The following is a 21966-nucleotide window of genomic DNA, read 5'->3' as shown; positions in this document are numbered from 1 at the left end:
CTTCGGCTAGCGCGCCGCCACCGCCGCATCGGCGTCCGCGCCGAGATAGCGCAACCAGTTGCGGAAGAGCACCGCCGCGGCGTTGCCGGCGTCGATATCGGCGCGCAAGCTCAGCCCAGGCAGCTCGTTGGTGAGCGCCGGATGGCGCTCGTGTGTCGCCTTCTTCTCGAACCGAGCCAGCTTCTCTTCGGTCGCTGCGTCAAAGTAACTCACCGGCAGGCGCGGATAGTTGTCGCGCTCCCGCGCGAGATAGCGGCCGATGTCGCGCAGATATTCGCGCTGGAGCGACAGCGCGTCATACTCCGGGTGGCCCTGGAAGAACACGAAGCGGCTGGCATATTGACGAACGAAGACGTCGACGCCGGCTTCGGCCGAGCGTGTCAGCACCTGATAGCCGGCCTCAGCGAGATCGCTCTCGGCGATTTCGTTCAGACGTGAATGCGAGACCTTGAGCGGCGAAGGCGCCGCATGGGTCAGCGAATCGCTCATCACGACGTCGCAATCGAAAATGCCGTGGCATTTGGCCGGCAGCCGCCGCCGCTCAATGCCGTCGAGATGCAGCACCGCGGCATGCGCGGCAAGGCACGACCAGATCGTCGATCGCGTGTTGGTCTTGGCCCAGTCGATCAGGCTCGTGAGGTCGCGCCAGTATGGCTCCTGGTCGAGCTCGGGCGCGATCGGCTCGGCGCCGGTCACGATCAGCCCATCGAGTTTTCCACGCTCGAGATCGGATAGGTCGGAATACTCGCTCTCGACATGCCACCTCGCTTCGGGCGAGCGCTTCACGCTGGGAAGCGAGAAGCAGTGGAAGCGGATACGGCGCGCACCTGCTGCGGCCTGGAGCAGCTTCATGAACTGCCGCTCGGTCGCCTTCAGTGCCGCATCCGGCATGTTGTTGACGAGACCGATGGTGAGTTCGGTGCCGGCTTCGCGCGCGAGATGGTGCGCGGCGGGCACCAGCGCCGGGCCTGCAATGAATTGATCGCTATCGATCAAGATCGTCATGGGCGGCGGCGCCTACTCCGCGGCCTCGAGGCGCGCCGATGGGCAGGCTTTTTCCAGCGCCTGGTCGACGTCCTCGATGATGTCAGAGACATGCTCGATACCGATCGACAGACGGATGGTCTCCGGCAGCACGCCGGCAACGCGCTGCTGCTCCGCCGACATCTGCCGGTGCGTGGTCGAAGCCGGATGGCAGGCGAGCGACTTGGCATCGCCGATATTGACGAGCCGCGTAATCAGCTTCAGCGCATCGTAGAAGGTCTTGCCGGCCTCCATGCCGCCTTTGATGCCGAAGGTGAACAGCGATGAGGCGTTGCCATTCAAGTACTTCTGCACCAGCGGATAATAGGGGCTGTCCGGGAAGCCGGTGTAATTGACCCAGGCCACGCGCGGGTCGTCGCGCAAAAATTCGGCGACCTTGCGGGCGTTCTCGACATGGCGCTCCATGCGCAGCGCGACAGTCTCGATACCCTGGAGCAGCAGGAAGGCGTTGAACGGCGACAACACCGAACCCATGGTGCGCTGGTAGACGCTGCGCGCGCGCTCGATATAGGCGGTGCGGCCGAACCGCTCGGCATAGACGAGGCCGTGATAGGACGCGTCGGGCTTGTTGTAGGCCGGAAAACGATTGGCGTATTTCGCCCACGGGAAGTTTCCGGAATCGACGATGGCGCCGCCGAGCGTGGTGCCGTGACCGCCCAGGAACTTGGTCAGCGAATGCACGGCGATGTCGGCGCCGTAGTCGAACGGCTTGAGCAGGATCGGGGTTGCGACGGTGTTGTCGACGATCAGCGGCACGCCATGCGCGTGGGCGATCTTCGCCAGCGCCTCGATGTCGCAGACATTGCCGGCGGGATTGCCGATGGTCTCCGCGAACACGGCCCGGGTGTTTTCGTCGATCAGCTTCTCGATCGCCTCCGGCTTGTCGCTCTCGGCGAAACGGCCGGTAATGCCCTGGCGCGGCAGGATGTGCGAGAGCAGCGTGTGCGTGGTGCCGTAGAGCTGCGGCACTGAAACAATGTTGCCGCCGTGATCGGCGACGTTGACGAAGGCAAAATGCAGCGCAGCCTGCCCGGTCGCGACCGCAAGCGCGCCGACGCCGCCTTCGAGTTGGGCGATGCGCTTCTCCAGCACCGCGCTGGTCGGATTGGCGATGCGGCTGTAGCGAAAGCCCTCAGTCTCGAGATTGAACAGGGCCGCGCCGTGATCGGCACTGTCGAAGGCGTATGCCGCGGTCTGGTAGATCGGCACGGCCACGGCGTGCGTCGTGGCTTCGGGCTCGTAGCCGGCGTGAATAGCGATCGTCTCGTTGCGCATCGTGCCACCTCCGCGTGGAGCGGGCCGCACTTATTGGCCTACAATGAGGCGTGTGCGTTATCCGCCGTCCCTCTGTTAGAGGCGGGTGGTAAAGCGGACAATAATTCGCCTAGAGATCGAGGAAGTAACCCTAATGCTTGCTCGCGAATTGGCCGGAAATCCGGTTAAATTCAATTAACTGACCTTGCCGTGTCTCGCGCGGTGTCGTCTCGCCCTGCGCGGCCGAGCTCCCCTCCCCCATGGGCAGGGTTATCGCATTTGCACATTTGGCGGAGGTCGTCATGCCCTGGCTTGTCCCGGGCATCCATGTCTTTGTGCTGCATGGAAAGGCGTGGTTGGCCGGGACAAGCCCGGCCATGACGCTGGACAGACAGTCGGTGCTCAACAGCGCACACCGCGGGAAAGGGGAATGCATCTCCAACGCGGCGGCGCTTGCTTAGGCTTACGCCATCGTCTCCCACAGCCGATGTGCCAGCACGCCGACGCGCTTCTCGATCGCGGCCGCGGCATCGAGTGCGAGATCCTCGCGATAGCGCCCTGCAATCAGCTGCACACCGATCGGCTTGCCCTCGTGGAGCGCCACCGGCACCACTGCGCCGGGCAGACCCAGCACGTTGATGGCGGAGATGAAGCGGATCTCGCCCCAGAAGATCTCGCGCACGCGCTCGGCGCTGACGGCATCCTCGCGCGGGCCCGGCGTCGGCTTCACCGTGGTCGGCGCCAGCACCACCGGATAGTCCTCGAAGAACAATTGCCAGGCGCGGATGTGGCCGTTGCGCGCGGCAGTGGCGCGCATCCAGGCCGGCAGATCGAGCACGTTGGCCTTGGCTTTCATGCCGCCCCAGGCCTTGTGAAAATCTTCGGACGCGACCTTCAGCATGGAGGCTTCCTGCATCACCACGGTCTCGTTGGTGATGATGTCGCACCAGGTCTGCCAGACACCGTTGATGTCTGGCACCTCGACCTCGCTGACGCGATAGCCGGACCGTTCAAGATGGTCCGCGGCCTGGCGCAGCGCCGCGGCGACAGACGGATCGACGTCCATGTCCTCTGGGATCTTTGCCAGCGCGACCTTGATCGGTCCCTTCGGCTTCTCGCCGACCAGTGGTGCCGGCACCCACCAGGGATCGCGCGGATCGCGCTGGCTCATCACCTCCAGCGCAAGGCGAACGTCGGCGACGTGGCGTGCGAGCGGCCCCTGCGCCGACATCAGATGCGCCAGCATCGGCCGCTCCGCCGTTGCGCTGGCGTTGAAGGCGGGGATGCGGCCCTGCGTCGGCTTGATGGTGGCAACGCCGTTGCAATGCGCCGGCCAGCGCAGCGAGCCACCGATATCGTTGCCATGGGCGATGGTGCCGATGCCCGCCGCGACTGCCGAACCCGCGCCGCCCGAGGAGCCGCCGCAGGTGATATCGGGATCCCAGGGGTTGAGCGTCAGCCCGTGCAGGGGATTGTCGGTAAAGCCGCGAAAGGAGAATTCGGGCGTATTGGTCAGCCCGATGACGATCGCGCCGGCCTTCTTCAGGTTGCGCACGACAGGCGCATCGGAGGGCGCAACCAGGTTCTTGTTGGCGGGCACGCCGTTGAAGTTCGGCCGGCCCTGGTAGTCGACGTTTTCCTTGATGGTGACAGGCACGCCGTGCAGGAGGCCGAGCTCGCCGCCTCTGGCGCGCTGCTTGTCGGCCGCATGGGCCGCGGCAAGTGCTTCCTTGGAGAGATCGACGACGACGGCGTTCAGCCGCGGATTGACGGAGCGCATCCGTTCGAGATGGGATTCGACCGCCTCGACCGCGGAGATGGCGCCGGAGCGGATCGCGGCGGCGGTCTCGACTGCCGACCATTGCCAGGGCGCCCCCTTGGGGCGGCGTGGTGCGGCGGCCTTCGCCCGAGGCGCCTTCCTGGCCGGCTTCGCGACCACGCTCTTGCGGCTGGAGCTCGCCTTGCTCGGGGTCTTCACTTCTTTCTCCAAGACACTTTTCTTCTTGGTCTTCTTGGTCACCGTCTTCTTCGCCACGCCAGCATCTCCTTCAATTGCGCGGCGGAGGTTACGGACGACATGCGGCGCTGTACAGCGCGTTTCTGCATGGCGCGTTGGCGTGAGGGCCGATGCGACCAATCGTCAGCGCACCGCACGCCTTCGCCCTACTCTGCCGGAGACGCTGCGACGCCGGCCGGCGCACGGTCGAGCCGGAGGCTCCACAGCGCCAGCACGAGACCAATGGCCGTGATCCCGGCTGCGACCAAAGGCAGCGTGGAGAGACCGAGCCCGCGGTCAATGGTGACGCCACCGGCCCAGGCGCCGAGCGCGTTGCCGAGATTGAACGCGGCGATGTTGAGGCTGGAGGCCAGCGTGCGACCGCTGGGGCCGGCAGCCTCCAGCACCCGAAGCTGGAGCGGGGCGACGGTCGCGAAGGCGGCGATGCCGAGCAGCAAGATCAGCGCGATGGAAAGGATCTTGACCGATAGTACGGCGGCCAGGCCAAGCAGCACGATCGCAAGCCCGGCGAGCGTGCCGGTCAAGGCCCGTGCGAGGCCGCGATCCGCAAGCCTGCCGCCGGCGACGTTGCCGATCGCAAGCCCGACGCCGAACACCAAGAGAATCGGCGAGACCGCGGCCTCCGAGAAGCCGGTGAAACGTGTCAGGATCGGCTGGATATAGGTGAAGACGACGAACAGGCCGGCGAAGCCGAACACGGTCATCGCAAGACCGAGCAGCACCTGCGGACGACCGAGCACCGCCACTTCTTCGGCGAGCGAGATCGGCTTGTCGCCATTGCCGACATGGCCGGGGACGAGCAGCGCGACCACCGCAAACGCAATCACGCCGATGACAGTCACCGCCCAGAACGCCGCGCGCCAGCCGAGCATCAGGCCGAACCAGGCGCCAAAGGGCACGCCGAGCAACGTTGCCACCGTGAGACCGATGAACATGGTCGCTATCGCAGACGCACGCTTGTCCTCGGCAACGAGGCTGGTGGCCACGACCGAACCGACGCCGAAAAAGGTGCCGTGGGCGAGCGAGGTCAGCACACGTGCGGCCATCAGCAATTCGTAGTTCGGTGCCAGCGCGCAAGCCGCATTGCCCAGCGTGAAGATCGCCATCAGCGCCAGCAGCACCGTCTTGCGCGGCATTTTGCGCGTCGCGAGGGTGAGGACTGGCGCCCCCACGAACACGCCGAGCGCATAGCCGGAGATGAGCAGGCCCGCAACCGGCACGGAGACATGCATGTCAGCGGCGACCTGGAGCAACAGGCCCATGATGATGAATTCGGTGGTGCCGATGCCGAAGGCACCGGCGGTGAGAGCGAGAACGGCGGGAGGCATGCGTGGCTCCGATGGGTGAGACGAGCCACGCAGATAGCGGCACGGCCGCAGAATCATTAGAATGTCCGCAATCCAATCATTTGTGACGTGAATTCAATATGGCCCGCTTCGACACCAACCGCGCCGCCGAGATGGAGGTCTTCGTCCGCGTCGTCGACCTCGGCGGATTCACCCAGGCCGCGCGAAAGCTGCGCCTGACCCCGTCCGGCGTCAGCAAGCTGATCTCGCGTCTGGAGGCGCGCCTCGGCGCGCGGCTGGTCAACCGAACCACGCGCAAGCTGACGCTGACGGAGGAAGGCCAGGCCTTCTACGAGCGCTCGTTGCGCATCCTCGCCGAGATGGAGGAGGCCGAGCGCGAGGCGGCCTCAGGCGCGGCGCCGCGCGGCCGCCTCACGGTCAATTGCAACATTCCGTTCGGCATGCTGCATGTGATGCCGTTGATCCCGCGCTTCCTGAAGCAGCATCCGGACGTCACGCTCGATCTCGTGCTGACCGATACGCTGATCGACCTGATGCAGGAGCGCGCCGACGTCGCCATTCGCGTCGGCCCGCTGCGCGCCTCACGCCTCGTCGCGCGAAAGCTCGGCACCAGCCGCATGGTCGTGGTCGGCGCGCCGGACTATCTCGCACGCTGCGGCATGCCGAAGACGCCGGCCGATCTCGTCGATCACCGTGGCATCGGCTGGACCTTTCCGCGCAGCATCCGCGGCTGGCCGTTCAGGCGTGGCGACCACACCGAGCAGGCCCTGCCCGCTCCGGTCGCGCGCGCCAGCGACGGCGAAGCCGCCCGCCGTCTCTGCCTCGGCGGCGTCGGCCTCGCCCGCCTCGCCCTCTTCCACATCGGCCCCGACATCGAATCCGGCCGCCTCGTGCCGGTGCTGCAAAGCTACAATCCCGGCGACCGCGAAGACATCCACGCCGTCTATGTCGGCCACGCCGCCCCGCTACCCGCGCGCGTCCGTGCCTTCATCGATTTCCTCGCCGAGCACGTGCGGGTGAGCGATCCCGCGCTGAAGCGGGCCGGAGATGGGAGGTGGAAATTGGTGGGATGAGATAGCGGTGGAGGGCTCAGAGGAAGTTTGACCCGCGCCGGCTTGCCGAGCCGAAGCAAGCGGCAACGAGTCCGCCTTCGTCCCTGCGGGCTTCGGCGCGAAAGCCTTGCGTGACGTTCGGAAAAAAGGGGTTGTTCACGCCATGCCTACTTGTCTGGGCTTCTCCTCGCGGGAGAGCCACACACCAAATCCGTTTGATGAACGAAGGGGGTAATCCGGACGGCACCAACTACCGTCCGGCTAAGCTCCTGCTTCGAGCCGTCCGGCGTGCAAGCAACGCCGCGCAACGCGCGGATCGATGTCGACGACACAAGTCATAGCAGACTGAATATAGTGGCCATTCAGCTGGAAACATTGCGACGAAACCGCACAGTGGCGGGCAATCCGGACGATCAAGGTGAAGACCATCGAGGATGGCCGCGATCCTCGCTCGCTGCAAAGGATATCTGTCGGTTGAATAGTAGACCTTGACGTGAATGTGAGTCGCAATCCGACTGGACGTGGTTATGTTGCTCGATCGCTTGCACCTGCGGCGGAACAGACGAAGGGCCACGATGACGCGGGGCCACGCCGAGTTCAGCCAAGCTGAGGACACCGAGCCAAACGACAAGCCAATCGATACAAGTGGCTGGCGGACAATCGTGCTCTGCGGCCTTTACGCTTTGCTCGGCGCTATCGCGGCCCCAGTTGCCGCTCTGGTCGGCACCTTTCCTCACTGGATCTGAACCGCTCAATTTAGAGCGAGTCTTGTCAGCGGTTCTGGCGGAGTAGGGCTTCAAGGTCGATCACTTGCAACCGCGCCAAATCTAGCAGTGGAGATATCTATTCGCGTCGGCTAAGCAGTCGGGGTCAGCGAATACACACATCTTGCAGCTGGGCAACGAACGCGATGTTCCTCCTTGCCGTCCTTGCGCTTCCTTTCGCCGGAAGCTGTACTGCGGCTCTTTTGCGAGTCAATGCGCGCAACGCTGAGGCGTGGCTCGCCGGCGGCGTCGCACTTGCTGCCTTTAGCCTCGTCGGTATGGCTTACCCGAGCGTGACGAACGGTGGCGTTGTCTGCTGGCGGACGGAATGGATCGCTGAACTTGGACTGGAATTTGCGTTGAGGCTCGACGGCTTCGCATGGGCATTCGCCATGCTGATCACCGGAATTGGCTTTCTGGTGGTGCTGTATACCCGCTATTACATGTCGCCCAGCGATCCCGTGCCCCGGTTCTTTTCCCTGCTGCTGGCGTTCATGGGCGCGATGCTGGGGATCGTGCTCTCCGGCAACCTGCTCCAGCTCGTGTTCTTCTGGGAGCTGACTAGCCTGTTTTCGTTCCTGCTGATCAGCTACTGGCATCACAATTCGGCTGCGCGTGACGGCGCGCGTATGGCGCTGGTGGTCACCTCGAGCGGTGGGCTCTGCCTCTTCGCCGGCGTCTTGCTGATTGGCCACATCGTCGGCAGCTATGACCTGGACAAGGTGTTGACGTCAGGAGAGGCGATCCGTTCGCATCCGCTCTATGTCCCCGCGCTCGTGCTGATCCTGCTCGGCGCCCTGACCAAGAGCGCCCAATTTCCCTTCCATTTTTGGCTGCCGCACGCGATGGCGGCTCCGACTCCCGTATCGGCCTATCTGCACTCGGCAACGATGGTGAAGGCCGGTGTGTTTCTTTTGGTCAGGCTCTGGCCCGCCCTCGGCGGATCGAACGAATGGCTGTGGCTGGTGGGATCGGCCGGTCTGATCACCTTCCTGGTGGGCGCGTTTCTCGCGGTATTCCAGCAGGATCTAAAGGGCCTGCTAGCTTACTCGACCATCAGCCATCTCGGCTTGATCACGCTCTTGACTGGACTGGACACGCCGTTCGGGCAGATCGCAGCGGTCTTTCACATCATGAATCATGCCACGTTCAAGGCATCGCTGTTCATGGCGGCGGGCATCATCGACCACGAAACCGGCACGCGCGACATTCGGCGCTTGAGCGGTCTCTACGCGTTCATGCCGATCACCGCGACGCTGGCCATGGTCGCGGCCGGGTCCATGGCCGGCGTGCCGCTGCTGAATGGCTTCCTCTCGAAAGAGATGTTCTTCGCCGAAACAATCGAAGTCCATGACAATTCACTCGTCGATCGAGCGCTTCCCTACATCGTCACCGCGGCAAGCACCTTCACAGTTGCCTATTCTCTCCGGTTCATTCGTGACGTATTCTTCGGTCCCGCCCCCGTCGGTCTTCCGCGCACCCCCCACGAGCCGCCCCTCCTGATGCGACTTCCGGCCGAGCTTCTCGTGCTTGCATGCGTCGTGGTGGGCATAGCGCCGGCGTTGACCGTTGCACCGGTCCTCGATACCGCCGCTGGCGCTGTGCTCGGTTCCAACATGCCGGAGTACAGTCTGAAGATATGGCACGGCTTCACGCCCGAATTGCTGATGAGCGTTCTGGCGATGGTTGGCGGCGTCGGCGTCTATGTGATGCTGAGCTCCTACCTTCTCGCCAACGAGGGGCCGCCCTTGCTCGGCCGGTTCAGCGGGAAGCAGATCTTCGACTGGATGATGGTGACGTTATCCTGGCGTCTTGCACGCTGGCTCGAGAGCAAGCTTGGGACGCGACGTCTCCAGCCACAACTGAGAGTCCTGGCCGCTACGGCGTTCCTCGCCGCCTTGCTGCCGCTCTATTCGCGCGGCCTCCCGCTGGCGAATCCCCTGCGGACTACATTTGACCTTGCGTTCGCTTTGCTTTGGACGGTCGGCGCCGCCTGCGCGGTCGGCGCCGCGATCGAAGCCAAATTTCATCGCGTCGTCGCGCTGATCCTGCTCGGGTCTGCCGGTCTCGTGACCTGCGTCACCTTCGTATGGCTATCGGCTCCCGACGTGGCCCTGACGCAGATCGTCGTCGAGACGGTCACGACAGTGCTGCTGCTACTCGGCTTGCGTTGGTTGCCAAAACGTATCGCACCGGCCGGGGCGGAAGCGCCAGCCGGCAGGATTCGATGGCACCGCGTACGTGACTTCGCGATCGCGCTCTCCGTCGGCGTCGGGCTGGCGACACTCGCGTTTGCAGCCATGCAGCATCCCGATACGAACAGCATCTCGCGCTACTTCGTCGAGAACGCCTATACCAAAGGTGGCGGAACCAACGTGGTCAACGTCATCCTGGTGGACTTCCGCGGATTCGACACAATGGGTGAGATCACAGTCCTCGCTGTCGTTGCGCTCACCGTCTACGCGCTGTTGCGCCGCTTCCGTCCGGCGCCGGAGAGCATCCCCGTTCCCGAACAGCAGCACGCCCAGGACAGCCACGACGAGGCGCATCCCGACCGACAGAAGGGTGACACCGCCAAGGACACCACGGAGACCGCGTCGCTGATGATGAGGCTGATGTTTCCCGTAATCGGCGTGGTCGCGGTCTTCCTGCTGTTGCGCGGGCACGATCTTCCGGGCGGAGGCTTCGTGGCCGGCGTCACCATGGCGACCGCGTTCATCCTGCAGTACATGGCTCGCGGCACGACATGGGTGGAAGCTCGTCTGCACGTCATGCCGGTACGCTGGATGGGAATTGGGCTTCTGCTCGCTGGGTGCACGGGGGCAGCTGCGTGCGTTTTCGGATATCCGTTTCTGACCTCGTACTTTGCGTATGCCGAACTGCCGCTGGTCGGCCGCGTCCCCACAGCGAGCGCATTCCTTTTCGACGTCGGCGTGTTCTCACTCGTGATCGGCGCCACGGTGCTGATGCTCATCGCGATCGCGCATCAATCGCTGCGTCGCTACGCAGTTCCGCCTCAGAGCGGCCGAGGCTTGGCCAGTGAGCCATCGAGGGAGGAACTGGTCTGATGGAGTTCGTGCTGGCGATCGGTATCGGTACGCTTGCCGCGTCCGGCGTTTGGCTGATCCTCAGGCCGCGCACCTTTCAGGTTATCATCGGGCTCTCGTTGCTTTCCTACTCGGTTAATCTGTTCATCGTGGCCATGGGGCGAGTGCGGACGGGGGCTCCGGTGCTCATCGCAAAGGAGGCCGGAGATTCTGCGCGGTTTGCCGATCCGCTTCCGCAGGCGCTTGTACTGACTGCAATCGTCATCAGTTTCGCGACCACCGCGCTCTTCCTCGTGGTGCTGCTGGCATCCCGCGGCCTCGCCCGGACCGATCATGTCGACGGCCAGGAGCCGGAAGCGTGAGCGGCGCCTCTGGTCTGGTCATTGCGCCGATCCTCCTGCCCCTGCTGGCAGGTGCCGGCATGCTGCTGCTCAATGGAGAGAAGCACCGCTCGATCGTCGCCGGCCTCAACGTCGGCGTAACCGTTGCCCTCGTTTGCATTGCCACGATCCTGCTCGGACTCTCGGATGCCGGTACAAGGGACGTCTATCGTCTGGGCAATTGGCCTGCGCCATTCGGAATTGTCCTCGTTCTCGATCGGCTGTCGGCTCTAATGCTGCTGCTGACCAATGTCCTCGCGCTGGCCTCGGTGGTGTACTCCCTTGCACGCTGGCACCGGGCAGGCGCGCATTTCCATCCGCTGTTTCAATTCCTGCTGATGGGCCTCAACGGCGCCTTCCTCACGGGCGATCTCTTCAACCTGTTCGTGTTCTTCGAGTTGTTGCTGGCGGCGTCGTACGGTCTTCTGCTGCACGGATCCGGCCTTGCACGGGTGAAGGCAGGGCTGCATTACATCGTCGTCAACCTCGCCGCCTCGCTGTTGTTTCTGATCGGGGTCAGCCTGATCTACGGCGTGACCGGAACGCTCAACATGGCGGATCTCGCGGCACGCGTGCACGCGGTCGCCGCCGAGAGCCGCGGCTTGCTCGAAGCAGGTGCGGGCGTGCTTGCGGTTGCCTTCCTGCTCAAGGCCGGAATGTGGCCCTTGAACTTCTGGCTGCCGACCGCCTACGCCGCCGCAAGTCCGCCGGTGGCGTCGATCTTTGCGATCATGACGAAGGTCGGCGTCTATATCGTGCTGCGCCTGTCGCTCTTGCTTTTCGGCGAGGACGCCGGCGCATCGGCCGGCTTCGGCAGGGAGTTCTTGTTGTTGGCCGGCTTGGCGACGATCCTGTTCGGAGCGATCGGCACATTGGCCTCGCAAGACACCGCCCGACTCGGCGGTTTCTCCGTGCTCATATCCTCCGGAACGGTGCTCGCCGCCACGGGGATGGGACAGGTCGGCGTCACCAGTGGAGCGCTCTTCTACCTGGTCAGCTCGACGCTCGGCATCGGAGCATTCTTTCTCCTCGTCGAGCTCATCGAGCGCGGCCGTGAACCTGGAGCGGACATGATCGCTGTCACGCGGGAAGCTTATGGAGAGGAGGTCGAGACAGACCAAGCCGAAGGGGACGTGGGCGTCGCGATCGTGGCCACCATGGGATTGCTCGGCGTCGCTTTCATCGGCTGCGCGCTGGTCATCGCCGGCTTGCCGCCGCTGTCCGGATTTATCGCCAAATTCGCGCTGCTCGCGGCGGCTCTGCATCCGGCCGATCAGCCAGGGGGGGCCATTCCCGGCAGCGGATGGGCTCTGCTCGCAGTGCTGATCCTCTCGGGTTTCGCGACCTTGGTCGCGATGGCACGCGCTGGAATCCGTATCTTCTGGGCCTCGCCCGATCGCACTGTGCCGCGCGTGCGCGTGATCGAGATGGCGCCGATCATGTTCCTGCTGTTCATCTGTGCTGCGCAAACCGTCTGGGCCGGTCCCGTGATCCGCTTCATGCAGGCCGCGGCGCAATCCCTCCACGCGCCGGCGGACTACATCAGCGACGTCCTGAACACCGGCTCTAGCAGCCGACAAGCGGAGGGCAAATGACACGCTTGCTGCCTTTTCCGATCGTGAGCTCCTGCCTGCTCGCATTGTGGCTGCTGCTCAATCAAGCGGTCACGTTTGGGCACATCCTGCTTGGCTGCTTGGTCGCCCTCGTCGGTGGTCGGATCCTGACCGTACTGGAAATACCGAGCGTGCGGGTCAGGCGACCCGGCGTCATTATGCGACTGTTGGCACGGGTCACCGTCGACATCGTGCGCTCGAACCTGGCGGTGGGGCGGATCGTTCTCGGCTTTGGACGGTGGCAGCGAGCGCCGGGCTTCGTGGAGATTCCGCTCGACATGCGCGCCCCCTACGGGCTGGCCTCGCTCGCCTGCATCATTACGTCGACCCCGGGGACGCTGTGGGTGAATTTCGACGCCCAAAGAGGGGCGCTGACCATCCACGTTCTGGACCTCGTCGATGAAGAGGAGTGGATCCGCACCATCAAGGACCGTTACGAACGTCATCTGCTGGAGATATTCGAATGAGCCAGCTCATGCTGACCTACTCGCTCCTGGTCGCGCAGGTGTTGCTGGGATTGGCGATCGGCTGCGGCGCTTTGCGCATCTTCCTTGGACCGCGCGCTCAGGATCGCGTTCTCGGTTTCGACACGTTGTCCGTCAACGCAATGTTGTTGCTTCTGACGGTCGGGATTCGAACCGGCGAGGCGCTTTATTTCGAGGCTGCCCTGGCCATGGCCCTGTTCGGATTCGTCGGGACGGTTGCGCTCGCCAAGTTCCTCCTTCGCGGCGAGGTGATCGAATGAACGGCATCGAGCACTTGCCGCCTTGGGCTGCCGTCCTCACAGCGGTCTTCCTTTTGACCGGCGCTGCCGTCACGCTGATCGGCTCGCTGGGCCTTTTGCGGCTCGGCACATTCTACGAGCGCGTCCATGCGCCGACGCTCGGAACAACACTCGGCACCGTCTTCATCGCGGCCGCTTCGATGGTCTGCTTCTCGGTTCTGGAGAGCAGAGCGGTGCTGCACGAAATCCTGATCGTCGTACTCGGCGCCGTGACCACCCCGATCGCGTTGACCGTTCTCGTCGGCGCAGCCCGCTTTCGCGACACCGCGGAACGGGCACAGCTGGGTGAACCCGTAGGCCGGGCGCTGCCTCACGCGGCGCCAGGCGACGCTTCGGCGGGCAAGGCCGACTAAATGTCGCAATTGATCCCCTGCGGCGCACGCTTAAGTCCATTGTAGGCGTGATGCTGAACTGTGCGCGTTCTCCGCGACTTCAGCCGGCCGATCGTTGGCCCGTCGCCGGCCTGATTATGCGGATGCCATTCAGAGATCTGCGGCATCCCAAACAGAGGACGTGATGACCAAAGTGCGACCAGACATTCAGGAGAACCGGCTGCAAATCGGCATGTGACCCGGGCGATTTGTATCGCCCGGGCGCGGCAACTCAACGATTCTGACCAAGCCGGGAGTTCTTCATGTCTGTCTTTTTGGCACTGCTGGTTCTGACCTCGTGGATCCTGTTCATCTGGATTTACGACCCCGACGGGTTTCGGGCGGCATTCGCTCGCCGTCCGCCGCCGATGCCGCATGACCCGGAAAGTTGACGCTGGAAGGTGCTTTGTCACCTGACGGTTTTGATCGCGACCCGCTACCGCGCTCTTCATCTCAGGGCGCGCCCGCGCGTTGCCGCGTCATGAGCCGGCCTTGAAGCAATCAAATCGCCGGCCTTGCCGAAAAGACGCGGCGCGGTCGGCCAGTACAAGGGTTCTGACATGATCATCGTCGCTGCGACGGATTTCTCTACGCGTTCCCATCGCGCCCTGCGGCAAGCCGGCCTTCTGGCCCGCGCTCGCCGCGCCGAGCTGCACCTTGTTCACGTCGTTGATGAAGACCAGCCGGACGATCTGGTTCGCATGGAAGAACGGGAGGCCCAGCGGGTGCTGGTGGAGCAGATCTGGTCCATGCCCGAGCTGCATGACGCGCGCTGTCATCCGATCGTGATCACGGGTCACCCCTTCGACGGAATCTTGCGCGCGAGCGCCGCGGTCGGCGCCGATCTCATCGTGATGGGGGCCCATCGCAAGCAGTTTCTGCGCGACATCTTTACAGGGACCACTATCGAGCGTGTCGTCCGCGGAGGAAAGTATCCCGTGCTGATGGTGAACAACGAGGCGCAGCGGCACTACGAACGGGTTCTGGTGCCAGTCGACATGTCGGAGACATCGGCCGACGCGATCCGCTTCGGTCTGTCCGCCGGGTTTTTGGAAGACGGCTCGACGCTCCTTCACGCCTTCTCGCCGGTGGCTAAGAGACGATTGCTCAGCTCTGGTGCGAGCTCCGACGTCATCAGTGGATATGTCGATAGCGAGCGTCACGGAGCGATGGAGGAAATGAGCAGTTTTCTCGTCGCCAATGAGTTCGACGCCCAGCGATGGTCGCTTAGAGTCGACGAGGGCGTTCCCATGCAGGTGATCGCGCGTGCGGTTGCAGAGAAGCGACCCGACATGCTCGTGATGGGTACGCACAGCCGATCCGGGCTGCTTCGCGCGTTGATCGGGAGTGTGACGGAAGAAGTTCTTCGCTCCCTCAACGTGGACGTTCTGGTGGTTCCTCCCACCGGTCCTGACCTCAGACCTTCAAAGACGGCCACCGCTGCCTGTTCTGACGCCTGACGGGAAAAGACTTTCGGATCGCCTGGAGAGACCGGGGCCGCATCCAGCACTAAAGCATGATCCGGAAAAGTGCGAAGCGGTTTTCCGGAAAGATCATGCGTAAACAACAAGCTAAAGCGCGATGACGATTCATCCAAATCTCATCGCGCTTTAGGGCGCGGTATCCTCCCACGCAGCAAGCATGACATCCGCAGGCATTCGCACGTCCGCGGATCGCCATGTAGCACCACGGCTCGCGCCCTCCCGAGATGACTTACCGGCATCTTCGCCCGGGGTCGCGGACAGACGATTTCAAACACTTAGTAACGGGCCGCCTGTCGCCAGAGAACCTCGGCGCCAAGTGCCGAATAACGCAAAAAGCGAGCGGAATTGAGGTTTGTGCCTCGGAGCCACCACCTGCCGGCTCTCGGGCGACGAGCCACGTGATTGGGCTCATTACAATCCCCTGCAGCGATTATACTCGCGGCGAATCCCAACACGTAAACTGAGCGCGAGGCCCGCTTTGGGTAAGCGGCGGTCGAAGTGAGCACAGCGCGCGTCCGGTCTAGCCGCGATAGCCGACACCACAATGGCCGCGCCTTGTTCGGCCAAGGGCCATAAGCGGCAGCCGATGCTCATTGGGAGGCGATCAATTCTCTCTACCCGCCGGGATCAGTTGCGGCCTCAGAGCGGGACCATAATTTCGCAGACAAGTCCCTCTTTGTGCCAATCAAAGCGGACCGTCCCCTTCAAGTGGCTGATCATTCCTTCAATCATACCGACACCAACGCCGTTCTGGGTCGGTTGCTGCACGTCTGGACCACCTGTCTCAGTCCAGAACAGGTATAATTTGCCGTCAGCCCCCTGCGACCATTGCAGGCTTAACTGGCCCTTGGGCTGGGACAAAGCACCGTATTTTGCAGCGTTGGTGGCCAGCTCGTGCAACGTCATGGCAATTGCCTGAGCGATGCCGGGCTCTAGTAGAATTTGCGCTCCGTCTATGAGTACCCGCTTCCCGCTTTGGGAATATGGAGCCAGTTCCTGTGTCGCGATCGCGGATAACTCGGCACCGATCCAGCGTGTCGCGACAAAAAGTGAGCACACTTTCTCAAGCGCTTCGATGCGTCCAATAATTATTTCTTTGAGATCTTCCGGCGAGTCTGATTGAGAACGACTAACCACCGCCCGAATGGTCGCAAGCAGGTTCTTGCTGCGGTGCTCGGCCTCCCGCGCCAATGTCGTGATCAGCTCCTGATTCCTCTTCTGCTCCGTAATATCTCTCGCGATCTTTGATGCACCGACAATTTTGCCATGGTCATCTTTGACAGGAGAAACGGTCAACGAAATTACGATCAAGCTGCCATTCTTGCGTTGCCGAACCGTCTCAAAATGGTCGATGCGCTCGCCTCGTCTGATGCGCGTGAGAATCTCGCGCTCTTCGCTCTGCCGGTCCTGAGGGATTACAATTGTAATGGGTTGGCCGATCGCCTCGCCGGCCGAGAAGCCAAATATACGCTCGGCACCTTTGTTCCAGCTTGTAATAATGCCATCGAGATTCTTGCTTACAATCGCGTCGTCACTGGACTCGACTATCGCGGCCAGGAAGCGCAACCGCTGCTCACTTTCGCGAAGCGCAGTTTCGACTTCTCTCGTCTCCTTGCTGGGAGACTTGCGTTCAATTTGTCCGCCCACAGTGCACCTCCAGGTACGCTTCGCTGCGACAGCCTAGCCCCGTTTTGCGAATTGAAAGGATCGCAATGGTGTGTTCGAAGGCAGCGTTCTGGGACTAGGAGCAAAGTAGATGCCGAAGTTTTACGTTCAGACATACGCCAAGGTCCATATCGGCGAAATCGAGGTAGAAGCAAATAGCTACCACGAAGCGGCTGCAATGGCCGACCTGATCGTACAGAAAGATTACCTGCAGGATAAGGGTGACGAAGGCAAGCTGATCGCCGGTCAGTACCTCGAGATCGAAGAGGCGGAGCTTCACCTAGGTGACCCGGACAGCGCCTACGACAACACGCGATTTCTCGAGCTGTCGACCTCCAGTGGTCCGGACGAAAATTCGCGAAGCTCCGTAGTCATATTCCAAGCTTGAGATCGCCGGAGGAATCTTCCCAGGTCCTCTGGCGTCAGCGACCCCTGATTATCCAAGACATCCAGGGACTGGTTACGTCAGGCGCACCCTGGCTTAAGTTTCTGAAAGCGAAACGATAGTGATCGGTCCCGGTCAGCTCTTTCATGCTGCCGGCTGCGGAGGCCGCTTGTTCAAATCGACCGAAGCGAAAAGCAAGAAAACGGCCGAATTTTTGGCCTGTCTGCAGCTCTAAGTACGAGATCATTTTTGCCGGCTGGCGGAGGGAGAGAATTTAGAAAAAAACTTGCTCGACCGCTGCGCCTCAGGTGCTCTCCCTCGGGGGACAGAAGCTGCAATTTAAGCTTCTCTCCAGAGTATACTGGAGGAGCAACGGTATAATAGTGCCTCGCCGAAGCAGTGGCACGCCCCTCTTGCCCGACAGAAGGCCATCCGCCTTCCGCCAGCCCTGAGGCCTTTGATCCCAAGATGCGAAGCTATGGGCGGCCAGAAAATATCCTCGAGCCGGTCTGCTTTTACTTCAGACTACCTTAAACTCCACCTTGTGTCCCGCCATAGACGACTTTGCGGTGAAGTCCCTGCCGGCCTTTTTGCTTTCCGTCCACTGGATTGGGCTGATGGGATTGTTTTCAAGTTGCAAGTCGAGGGAGGTTAATACGATCGGTGCCGTGGGGTAGTCCGCAGGGGTGACGGTTACTTTGTAACTTTCGACAGCACACACGGCGTAAGTCAGCTCAGATATATCGTCCATTTTCAGTCTGGTGTCCGACTGAATTTGATTGTTACGCGAAAGCGAGCAGACATAGTTGAACTTTCCGCCAGTATCTCTGCCGCCCTCAATAGAGCCGGTAATTATATCTCCTGTCGTGACTGGGATTGCCTTAGAGTAACAGCGGTTCTCGTCACTCAGGTGATCTTGGCCGACCGCCGAGCCTGGATCAGGCAGGTTCGGGTACTTCATAGGGTCGAAATCAGCACTCACGTACCAGCTCCGGATGAACCAACCATTGGTGGTCCACTGGAGGACCGGCTGTAAGATTCCTCCCGTTGCATTTGGTCCCGATACGCTCTCCAGACCATTGAAGATGAATATGATCTGCCCTTCATCGTTCGTTGGTGGCGAGGGCACCACCCAATTGGCTTCGAATTTCGTAATGTGGTCGCTCGTAGATCTGTTGCGCCAGAGCGTGTAACCCTGCCATCCGCCGTCGGGACAATCGATGTTGATGGTCAGCCCATTCAATCGAAGGTTTGGATTAGTTCCGGGCTGCGGCGCAGGGTCCCATTCGGTTGTAAGACCGTGATGCCGTCTGCGACTCTTATTCACTTTGATCTTTATCGGTACTGCGTAGTCCCACAGCGCAATGCGAATAACCTCATCTAAATGCTCCAACAGATTGGCGCCCACTTGCCTGGTGTCGAACGGGTTCATTGCGTTCTTCGGATCAGCAAACCTCGCCGGCTGCTTCTCCAGGTCATCACGAGCTTCCTGAGAGAAGTCGGGCCAATGGTCGAACGCGGCCTGTCCAATTTGCGGTGTACGGCCCCACTTTTTAGGATCCGGCTCCACGTCGCGTTGATAAAGTCCCCACTTAAGATCACTTCTGTTCAGGAAATTGTTCTTAATTAGATTGTGAACATTACCGATATTGCCCCGCGAGTAGGCGTGATCGTTGAATGTCGATAGATAATCGGGGTCCATGTAAATTGCGCCACGGGTTTCTATTCCGCCAGCACCCTTCGGCTGAGCGAGCGCCGCCCGCGGGAGAGCGGCCGTCGCCGCGGTTGCAACGCCACCCGCTAGCACGGTACGCCGATTGAGCGTGTCTTGCTTCTCGGTCCTGCCGTCTTCTTCTTCAGACATGACGTTCCTCCTTGTTAGCTCGCCAGCTGTGAACGATCCAGCACCCTTGAAAGCGTGCGATGAACTTCGCGCTGCGTTCCTAGGGCGCCGATTTGCTTTGCTATTTGCTCGGCTTTGTTTCGGTCCGCCGAAGACTCCACTCCCAATGCGCTATTTAAAGCACTCTTGATGAGCAACGCTTCCAGCTCTAGGGGCTGGTACCCGCTCTGTTGAGCGCTCTGCTCACATCGGCAAACCATCTCTATTGCTACGTTGCGTTGGGTTGTCGATGCTGCCTCACAGAGCGCTAGACCTAGCTCTGCGCGCAATGCAGCCGACCGATGCCCAAGCAGTTCGGCCTCTTCACGGGCCATTTCAAACGCCGTTCGCGCTTCTGTCACGCGCCCTACTCGCAAGAGTGAAAGCCCATGCTGGTTGGCAAGCACGGGTATGAAAAGGTGCACTTCATGCTGATGCGCAAGCTTGAGGGAGTGTGCCAGCGCCGTTTCCGCCGCCTGCGGCTCATCTCTTGAGAGCAAAAGCACTCCGCGGCTAAATCCCCCTGCTATCGCTGCAGCGGGACCTTCATTCTGAGCCGCAATCTCATCTGCTCGTGCTTGCGCCGCGACAGCGCCCTCTTCGTCCCCAAGCGCTACTTTACTGACGCAGATCATCATACAGCTAAGCAGTGCAGCTTGTGCTGCTCCGCCGCCGGGTGGCGGTGAAGCACCTTCAAAATAAAACCGCTTATAAGCTCTCTCCAAAATCTCTACGGCCTTTACGAAGTGACCGGCGATAAACCGCGCCTGCCCCAACCCGTATTCCGCATAGGCCAACCATCCAGGCTCGCCGCTCTGGCCTGCTTCGCGCACTGCAGCCTCGCCCGCGTCGAGCGCTTCGGCCGGCGCACCATAGAAGTTCAACGCCGCCGCACGCATGGCCAACGCAGGAATTCGTCGTCTATTGTCGCCGGAGGCGAGTGCGCGCGCCTCGGCCTCTCTTGCCAAGTCGAGCCAACGGCTCACCTTTCCTAGATTTCCGTAAGCCATTCGCGCCTCAATCCTAAGATCAATCGCGATTGCCTCACGTTGCGGTGACGGCGGCAGCTTGTCGACCGACGCTATTGCCAGTTCGAAATGCTTCATCGCATCCGAAAACGCAGATTGGCCAAAGCAGCGACGCGCGATCGTTGCCCCCAAATCGGCTGCACGCGCCCATTCCTTGGCTTGAACAGCGTGGTGCACCATTATGGCTGCCAACTCGTGCGCGTTCTGAGCAGTAGCCGCCTCGGCCTCGAGCTCGGTCAGAACACGCTTGTGTAGTTTCACCCTATCGGATTCCAGGGTGGCATCGTATGCAACCTGGCGAACGCATTCGTGCGGGAACGTGTTTTGCCCCTCTCCCGCCTGCGGGACGCACACCAACATACCCGCCGCCAGTAGTGCGGTATGGATTTGACGGAAGACCGCCTCCTCCAAACCTGCGATCACCCGGAGTAAACGGCTTGGCACTTGAGGACCGATCGAGGCGGCTACTTGCAAGACCCGCTTCTCGCGCGGGGCCAGTCGATCAATGCGACTCGCGATCACACCTTGAACTGTCAAAGGAACGCCGAGCTCTGTCCCCTCTAAGGCCGGCTCAAATTCACCCCACGCTCCCCTTAATCGACCGGCTTCTATAAGCCCACGACACACTTCCTCTAGGAACAACGGCATCGCACCCGTGTGCTCTAGAATTCGTTCCTTTAAAAGCTGAAGGCGAGGCGATGGACCAAGCAACTGATTAAGCATTGCAAGGCCTTCATCGGGCGCTAGTGGGGCTAGTACCAGTCTGGCATCCGGCTCACACCAAGAGGGCAGCTCATCTGTTCGAGCAGTGATTAACACGAAAAGTGGAAGACGCTTGGCCAACGCCACTATTGCGTCAAGGGCGGGGGCGCTTGCCTCATCAGCCCATTGCGCATCCTCAATGAGAAGCAATGTCGGCTGCCCACCAACCCGACGCGCCACGACCGAACAAGCCATATCGATGATGGCACGAGTTCGCGCGCGGGAGGCTAGCTTTGTCCATACGGGAAGGCTTTCTGCAACTACTCCATCGAGCAGAATCCGCAGCGCAGCCGATTGTACATCTGGCAGGTCGGTGTTGGCGCCCGCTTTATCAGCCCCACTTAGCTCCGAAATAGATTTGACCAGGATATCCTTGAGGAGGGAAAACGGCGAATCGCCAATGATGGGGCTACATTCCGCCTCCACGGAATGCCAGCCGCGCTGATGCAGCACGTGCACAGCCTCGCGCACCAAGCGCGACTTGCCCACGCCCGGTTCCCCCGAAACAAGGGCAACGCGACCGGGGCCATTCGCAGCCGCGACACCAAGCGCAAGTAAGTTTGATAATTCCGTCTCGCGACCGACGAATGCTGCTGTACCTCGCCCCAGGGTCACTTGCCATTTCGATAGCTCACCAACCCTTTTTATGGGATGAACCATGACTGGCTGGGCAAATCCCTTTAGAAGGTGCCTTTCCGGTGCTTCGAAATGGATATAGCCTCCGGCCAGCATCCAGCACGTCTCGGACGCCAGCGCCTGGCCAGGCTCCGCCACCGCTTGCAAGCGCTCAGCCATGATCAGTGGAGGGCCGTCAAAATCGTACATCTGGGTGTAGTCGAGCTTCCGGGGTCCGGCCACTACCAAGCCTGAGTGCACGCCAACCCGCACGCGAATGCTACCATCCGCAAGCGCTTCAATCCGGCTCAGAAGGTCGAGCGCAGCGAGGCAAGCCAGGACCGCGTGCATGTCGTTGGCGACCGGCGCACCGAACACGGCGAATATGCCATCACCCATTTCTCGATGAATAATGCCCCCGTACTGATGCACAGCCGATCGCATCTGACCCATTGCCGGCGCGAGCCGCGCGATCGACTCTTCTAAATCGAGGCCTGTCACCAGATCCGATG

Annotated in this window: 18 protein-coding genes; 11 read left to right on the top strand and 7 right to left on the bottom strand. The window is 61.7% G+C overall.

All coding sequences use genetic code 11. The features are described from left to right. Nucleotides 1-6: 6 nt before the first annotated feature. Both P6U27_RS02580 and P6U27_RS02575 read right to left on the bottom strand, forming a co-directional pair. A complete protein-coding gene (locus P6U27_RS02580; protein ID WP_129144439.1) occupies nt 7-1005 on the bottom strand; it encodes a homoserine O-succinyltransferase in 999 nt (332 codons plus the stop codon). Between the two features lie 12 nt (nt 1006-1017). Then, nucleotides 1018-2319: an O-acetylhomoserine aminocarboxypropyltransferase/cysteine synthase family protein gene (locus P6U27_RS02575; RefSeq protein ID WP_122400512.1), complete on the bottom strand. Its 1302-nt coding sequence runs from the start codon at nt 2317-2319 to the stop codon at nt 1018-1020. Between the two features lie 281 nt (nt 2320-2600). Here P6U27_RS02575 and P6U27_RS02570 point away from each other — a divergent pair, with 281 nt between their 5' ends. Next, complete coding sequence (locus tag P6U27_RS02570; protein WP_407120400.1) at nt 2601-2759, top strand: hypothetical protein; 159 nt, start codon at nt 2601-2603, stop codon at nt 2757-2759. A 2-nt stretch (nt 2760-2761) separates the two neighbouring features. Here P6U27_RS02570 and P6U27_RS02565 read toward each other — a convergent pair whose 3' ends face one another. Both P6U27_RS02565 and P6U27_RS02560 read right to left on the bottom strand, forming a co-directional pair. Beyond that, on the bottom strand, nt 2762-4333 hold the full coding sequence (locus tag P6U27_RS02565; RefSeq protein ID WP_122400510.1) for an amidase family protein: 1572 nt from the start codon (nt 4331-4333) through the stop codon (nt 2762-2764). Nucleotides 4334-4461: 128 nt separating this feature from the next. Continuing rightward, the gene (locus P6U27_RS02560; RefSeq protein WP_209296059.1) at nt 4462-5643 is read right to left on the bottom strand and encodes an MFS transporter; all 1182 of its coding nucleotides are present in this window, start codon (nt 5641-5643) and stop codon (nt 4462-4464) included. A 98-nt stretch (nt 5644-5741) separates the two neighbouring features. On the opposite strand from P6U27_RS02560, the gene P6U27_RS02555 reads away from it, so the two are divergent. The 9 genes from P6U27_RS02555 (at nt 5742) to P6U27_RS02515 (ending at nt 15093) form a co-directional block, all read left to right on the top strand. Beyond that, nucleotides 5742-6695, top strand: a complete 954-nt coding sequence (locus tag P6U27_RS02555) for a LysR family transcriptional regulator (protein ID WP_209296058.1) — start codon at nt 5742-5744, stop codon at nt 6693-6695. A gap of 889 nt (nt 6696-7584) precedes the next feature. Then, entirely contained in the window at nt 7585-10506 is a 2922-nt protein-coding gene (locus P6U27_RS02550) for a monovalent cation/H+ antiporter subunit A (protein WP_407193641.1), read from the top strand. Beyond that, nucleotides 10506-10847 (top strand): Na+/H+ antiporter subunit C, encoded by a 342-nt coding sequence (locus tag P6U27_RS02545; RefSeq protein ID WP_407193640.1) that lies wholly within the window; start codon nt 10506-10508, stop codon nt 10845-10847. The genes P6U27_RS02550 and P6U27_RS02545 overlap by 1 nt, the downstream gene beginning before the upstream one ends. 59 nt (nt 10848-10906) lie before the next feature. After that, nucleotides 10907-12460, top strand: coding sequence for a monovalent cation/H+ antiporter subunit D (locus tag P6U27_RS02540; protein ID WP_407194542.1), 1554 nt, complete (start codon nt 10907-10909; stop codon nt 12458-12460). Further along, nucleotides 12457-12945 (top strand): Na+/H+ antiporter subunit E, encoded by a 489-nt coding sequence (locus P6U27_RS02535; RefSeq protein WP_129144433.1) that lies wholly within the window; start codon nt 12457-12459, stop codon nt 12943-12945. Before P6U27_RS02540 ends, P6U27_RS02535 begins: the two co-directional genes overlap by 4 nt. After that, nucleotides 12942-13223: a K+/H+ antiporter subunit F gene (locus P6U27_RS02530; RefSeq protein ID WP_122400504.1), complete on the top strand. Its 282-nt coding sequence runs from the start codon at nt 12942-12944 to the stop codon at nt 13221-13223. The genes P6U27_RS02535 and P6U27_RS02530 overlap by 4 nt, the downstream gene beginning before the upstream one ends. Continuing rightward, the gene (gene mnhG, locus P6U27_RS02525; RefSeq protein WP_122400503.1) at nt 13220-13615 is read left to right on the top strand and encodes a monovalent cation/H(+) antiporter subunit G; all 396 of its coding nucleotides are present in this window, start codon (nt 13220-13222) and stop codon (nt 13613-13615) included. The genes P6U27_RS02530 and mnhG overlap by 4 nt, the downstream gene beginning before the upstream one ends. Before the next feature lie 281 nt (nt 13616-13896). Continuing rightward, nucleotides 13897-14025, top strand: coding sequence for a hypothetical protein (locus P6U27_RS02520; RefSeq protein ID WP_283810494.1), 129 nt, complete (start codon nt 13897-13899; stop codon nt 14023-14025). A 168-nt stretch (nt 14026-14193) separates the two neighbouring features. Beyond that, entirely contained in the window at nt 14194-15093 is a 900-nt protein-coding gene (locus P6U27_RS02515) for a universal stress protein (RefSeq protein WP_129144432.1), read from the top strand. Between the two features lie 663 nt (nt 15094-15756). Here P6U27_RS02515 and P6U27_RS02510 read toward each other — a convergent pair. After that, on the bottom strand, nt 15757-16764 hold the full coding sequence (locus P6U27_RS02510; RefSeq protein WP_129144431.1) for a PAS domain S-box protein: 1008 nt from the start codon (nt 16762-16764) through the stop codon (nt 15757-15759). Between the two features lie 109 nt (nt 16765-16873). Between P6U27_RS02510 and P6U27_RS02505 the strand changes: the two genes are divergently transcribed. After that, entirely contained in the window at nt 16874-17170 is a 297-nt protein-coding gene (locus P6U27_RS02505; protein ID WP_407193639.1) for a hypothetical protein, read from the top strand. A 517-nt stretch (nt 17171-17687) separates the two neighbouring features. On the opposite strand, the gene P6U27_RS02500 is transcribed toward P6U27_RS02505, so the two are convergent. Together P6U27_RS02500 and P6U27_RS02495 are read right to left on the bottom strand one after the other, a co-directional pair. Then, nucleotides 17688-19031 (bottom strand): hypothetical protein, encoded by a 1344-nt coding sequence (locus P6U27_RS02500; RefSeq protein WP_129144429.1) that lies wholly within the window; start codon nt 19029-19031, stop codon nt 17688-17690. A 14-nt stretch (nt 19032-19045) separates the two neighbouring features. After that, nucleotides 19046-21955 (bottom strand): AAA family ATPase, encoded by a 2910-nt coding sequence (locus P6U27_RS02495; RefSeq protein ID WP_245509568.1) that lies wholly within the window; start codon nt 21953-21955, stop codon nt 19046-19048. Between the last annotated feature and the right edge of the window lie 11 nt (nt 21956-21966).

The organism is Bradyrhizobium sp. STM 3566 (genome assembly GCF_045571445.1).
In the GTDB taxonomy this organism is placed as follows: Bacteria; Pseudomonadota; Alphaproteobacteria; order Rhizobiales; family Xanthobacteraceae; genus Bradyrhizobium; species Bradyrhizobium vignae.
This window is presented reverse-complemented; position numbering and strand designations above follow the sequence as displayed.

What these genes read in the sequence shown, in the direction of transcription:
- P6U27_RS02520 (WP_283810494.1), top strand. Translation starts at nt 13,897, where the DNA reads ATGTCTGTCTTTTTGGCACTGCTGGTTCTGACCTCGTGGATCCTGTTC.
- P6U27_RS02580 (WP_129144439.1), bottom strand. Translation starts at nt 1,005, where the DNA reads ATGACGATCTTGATCGATAGCGATCAATTCATTGCAGGCCCGGCGCTG.
- mnhG (WP_122400503.1), top strand. Translation starts at nt 13,220, where the DNA reads ATGAACGGCATCGAGCACTTGCCGCCTTGGGCTGCCGTCCTCACAGCG.
- P6U27_RS02575 (WP_122400512.1), bottom strand. Translation starts at nt 2,319, where the DNA reads ATGCGCAACGAGACGATCGCTATTCACGCCGGCTACGAGCCCGAAGCC.
- P6U27_RS02535 (WP_129144433.1), top strand. Translation starts at nt 12,457, where the DNA reads ATGACACGCTTGCTGCCTTTTCCGATCGTGAGCTCCTGCCTGCTCGCA.
- P6U27_RS02550 (WP_407193641.1), top strand. Translation starts at nt 7,585, where the DNA reads ATGTTCCTCCTTGCCGTCCTTGCGCTTCCTTTCGCCGGAAGCTGTACT.
- P6U27_RS02545 (WP_407193640.1), top strand. Translation starts at nt 10,506, where the DNA reads ATGGAGTTCGTGCTGGCGATCGGTATCGGTACGCTTGCCGCGTCCGGC.
- P6U27_RS02570 (WP_407120400.1), top strand. Translation starts at nt 2,601, where the DNA reads ATGCCCTGGCTTGTCCCGGGCATCCATGTCTTTGTGCTGCATGGAAAG.
- P6U27_RS02530 (WP_122400504.1), top strand. Translation starts at nt 12,942, where the DNA reads ATGAGCCAGCTCATGCTGACCTACTCGCTCCTGGTCGCGCAGGTGTTG.
- P6U27_RS02555 (WP_209296058.1), top strand. Translation starts at nt 5,742, where the DNA reads ATGGCCCGCTTCGACACCAACCGCGCCGCCGAGATGGAGGTCTTCGTC.
- P6U27_RS02560 (WP_209296059.1), bottom strand. Translation starts at nt 5,643, where the DNA reads ATGCCTCCCGCCGTTCTCGCTCTCACCGCCGGTGCCTTCGGCATCGGC.
- P6U27_RS02505 (WP_407193639.1), top strand. Translation starts at nt 16,874, where the DNA reads ATGCCGAAGTTTTACGTTCAGACATACGCCAAGGTCCATATCGGCGAA.
- P6U27_RS02515 (WP_129144432.1), top strand. Translation starts at nt 14,194, where the DNA reads ATGATCATCGTCGCTGCGACGGATTTCTCTACGCGTTCCCATCGCGCC.
- P6U27_RS02500 (WP_129144429.1), bottom strand. Translation starts at nt 19,031, where the DNA reads ATGTCTGAAGAAGAAGACGGCAGGACCGAGAAGCAAGACACGCTCAAT.
- P6U27_RS02540 (WP_407194542.1), top strand. Translation starts at nt 10,907, where the DNA reads ATGCTGCTGCTCAATGGAGAGAAGCACCGCTCGATCGTCGCCGGCCTC.